Here is a 3,110-nt window from a genome sequence, read left to right on the forward strand (position 1 = left end):
CGGGCCCGCCGGCGGGCGGGATCGACGTGCACGCCCCGCAGGCCACCGGTGCGCAGCAGCAGCGCGCCGTCGAGCGGACCGAGCGTCCGCGCGCCGTGGCCGGTCGCCTGGACGGCGACCCGCACGCCGCGGGCGGCGGCGCGGACGAGCTCGGCCACCTCGCCGGTGCTCGTCGGCTCGGCCGCGGCGGCCGGCAGCTGGTCGACGGTGAGGTTCCAGGCGGACCGGGCGCGGTCGTACCCGTCGGCACCGGGAAGGAGCAGGCCGGGCAGGCGGCGGCGGTCGAGGGTGGACATGGAGCTGAGCATGCGGTGGGTGGGAGGAGACGCCCCGAGGCCACGTCGCTGTCGGCGTGTGCGTCCGCCTGATGGGACCGCCGGTTCACGGGGGAGCGCGACCGGCGGTGGACCGAGGCCTCGGGGCGTAGCGGGCAATCTAGGAGCGGCTCCGGGGACGCACCAGGGGGCCTGACCCCAACGATCACCCCGATGTTCGCCGCGCGGGGGACGTCGATCCCCCGATCGAGGTTGGGTGCCGCAGCTATCGACCATCTAGGATCCCCTGCGTCATGGGGGATCGGCCGCTGCTCGAACGCGAAGAGGAGCTGGACGAGATCGCGGGTCTGGTCGCACGCGCCGCGACCGGCGACGGTGGGGTCGCCGTCGTCGCTGGCGCTGCCGGGCTGGGCAAGACGGCGCTGCTGCGCGCCGCCCGCGAGATCGCCGGCAACGAGGGACTCACCGTCCAATGGGCGACGGCGTCCCGTCTCGATCGCGACTTCGCCTTCGGCGTCGTGCGCCAGCTGCTGGAGCCGGCGCTGGCCAACGCCACGCCCGAGCAGCGGAGCCAGATCCTCGGCGGCTACGCCAGCCACGCCGAGCCGGTCCTCGGCGGGGCGCCGGCGGCAGGCGCCGCCGACGCGGCGCTCGGCCACGCGGTCCTGCACGGGCTCTACTGGGCGGTCGCCAACCTCGCGGAGGAGGGCCCGCTGGCGCTCTTCGTCGACGACCTGCAGTGGGCGGACGAGCCGTCGCTGCGGCTGCTGGAGTTCGTCGGCCGCCGGCTCGACGGGGTCCCGGTCCTGATCGCCGGCTCGGTGCGTACCGGCGAGCCCGACGCCCCGCAGGAGCTGCTGGAGGCGCTGCGCAACGGTCCCCGCGCGACCGTCCTGCAGCCCGACGCGCTGTCGGAGGGCGGCGTCGCGGCGGTGCTCGAGGAGCGGCTCGGACAGGCGCCGGGCGAGCGCTTCGTGCGCGTGGTCCGCGAGGCATGCGGCGGCAACCCGCTGCTGCTCCAGGAGGTCGCTCGCAGCGCCGCCGAGCGCGGTCTGCGCGGGGCCGACGGCGACGCCGACCAGGTCCGGCGGACCGCCGGCAGCGACCTGGCGACGACGATCCGGCGACGGCTGGCCCAGCTCGGGGACGAGGCGGTCACCGTCGCGCAGGCGATCGCGATCCTCGGTCGGCGGGCGACGGTCCCCGCGGTGGCGGCGGTCACCGGTCTCGAGCCGCAGGCGACGGCGCGGTCGATCGACCTGCTGATCGCCGCCCAGGTGCTGGCCGAGGACGCGGTCGCCTTCGTCCACCCGCTCGTGCGCGAGGCGGTCGTCGCGACGCTCGCCCCCGGCGTCCGCGCCGGCCTCCACGGGGCCGCGGCCCGGCGGCTGGCCGACGAGGGCGCGGCGGCCGACGTGATCGCTCCGCACCTGCTCGCGGTCGAGCCGGCCGGCGACCCGTGGGTCGCCCAGACCCTCGCCGCGGCCGCCGACAGCGCCGCCAGCGAGGGTGCCGACAGCAGCGCCGTCGCGCTGCGCCGGCGGGCGCTGGCCGAGCCGCCGCCGGACGCCGACCGGATGCCGATGCTGATCGCGCTCGGCGAGGGCGAACTGGCGATCGGCGAGGCATCGGGCATGCGGCGGCTGCAGGACGCCCTCGCCTCGGGGGCGAGCGGCGACGACGCGGCCCGCTGCTACGCGGCGATCGCGACCGTCCAGTTCGTCGGCTCCGACCCGGGGGCCGCGCTCTCGACGCTCGAGGCCGGGATCGCCGCCGCCGAGGACCCGGAGCTGGCCGACCGCCTGCGCGGGTCGATGCTCGAGGCGACGCTCTACAGCCTCAAGCTCGGCGGCCGCCACCGCCAGCTGCTGGAGCGCTTCGGCCGCGAGATGCCGGATGCGCCGAGCGTGCTGCTGCACCAGGGCTACGACCTGGTGATGCGCGACCCGGCCGACCCGCGCGCGATCGAGCTGATCCGCCGCGCGATCGCCGACGAGCGGCTGACCGCCGTCCGCCAGCCGTTCTCGCTGCTGAACCTGGCCGTCCACGGGATGCGCCATTTGGAGCGGTTCGACCTGGTCGAGCCGCTGCTGACGGTCGCCGGGCGGCTCGAGCGCGAGCGCGGGTCGCTGATGGGCCGTGGCTACAACGGCCACGCGCGGGCGATCACCCAGTGGTCGTTCGGCTCGCTGGCCTCGGCCGAGGGCGCCGCCCGCGAGGCGATGGAGGCGATCGAGGAGGCGAACTTCGCCTTCGGCCGGCTGGCGATCGGCGGGGTCCTCTGCGACGTGCTGGTCGAGCGCGGCGAGCTCGAGGAGGCGACCGCCCTGATCGAGGAGATCGGCCTCGACACGCCGGTCCTCTACACCAGCACCGGTCCCGCGACGCTCGCCTGCCGCGGCTGGATCCGGCGCCTCAACGGGCGGATCGAGGAGGCCGAGGCCGACCTCCGCCGCGCGATCGAGCTGAAGAACGACGAGCAGTGGATCTCGCCGACCAACGTCCGCGCCGGGGTCCGCCTGGTCGAGCTGCTGGCGGCGACCGATCGTCGCGCCGAGGCGGTCGAGCTGGCCCGCGAGGAGGTCGAGCACGGCCGCCGAACCGGGCTCTCCGGAGCGACCGGCGTCGCGCTCTCGGCGCTCGGGCTGGCGCTCGGCGACGACGAGGGGATCGCGACCCTGCGCGAGGCCGAGGCGCTGCTGGCGACCGGCCCGCTGGCGCTCGACCGGGCCTGGGCGGCGTACCGGCTGGGGCTGCTGCTGCGCCGCGCGCGCAAGGCGACCGAGGCTCGCGAGCCGCTGCGCGAGGCGCTGGCGGCGGCCGACGCGCTGGGCG

Annotated in this window: 2 protein-coding genes; one reads left to right on the top strand and one right to left on the bottom strand. The window is 76.8% G+C overall.

Annotation, left to right across the window (positions count from 1 at the left end; genetic code table 11):
* Positions 1 to 296 (bottom strand): FAD-binding protein (locus tag PAI11_RS23465; protein WP_040601536.1); only part of this gene is annotated, 296 nt, incomplete at its 3' end.
* A gap of 272 nt (positions 297 to 568) precedes the next feature.
* Between PAI11_RS23465 and PAI11_RS23470 the strand changes: the two genes are divergently transcribed.
* Positions 569 to 3,110 (top strand): ATP-binding protein (locus tag PAI11_RS23470; protein ID WP_040601537.1); only part of this gene is annotated, 2,542 nt, incomplete at its 3' end.

The organism is Patulibacter medicamentivorans (assembly GCF_000240225.1).
GTDB classification, from domain to species: domain Bacteria; phylum Actinomycetota; class Thermoleophilia; order Solirubrobacterales; family Solirubrobacteraceae; genus Patulibacter; species Patulibacter medicamentivorans.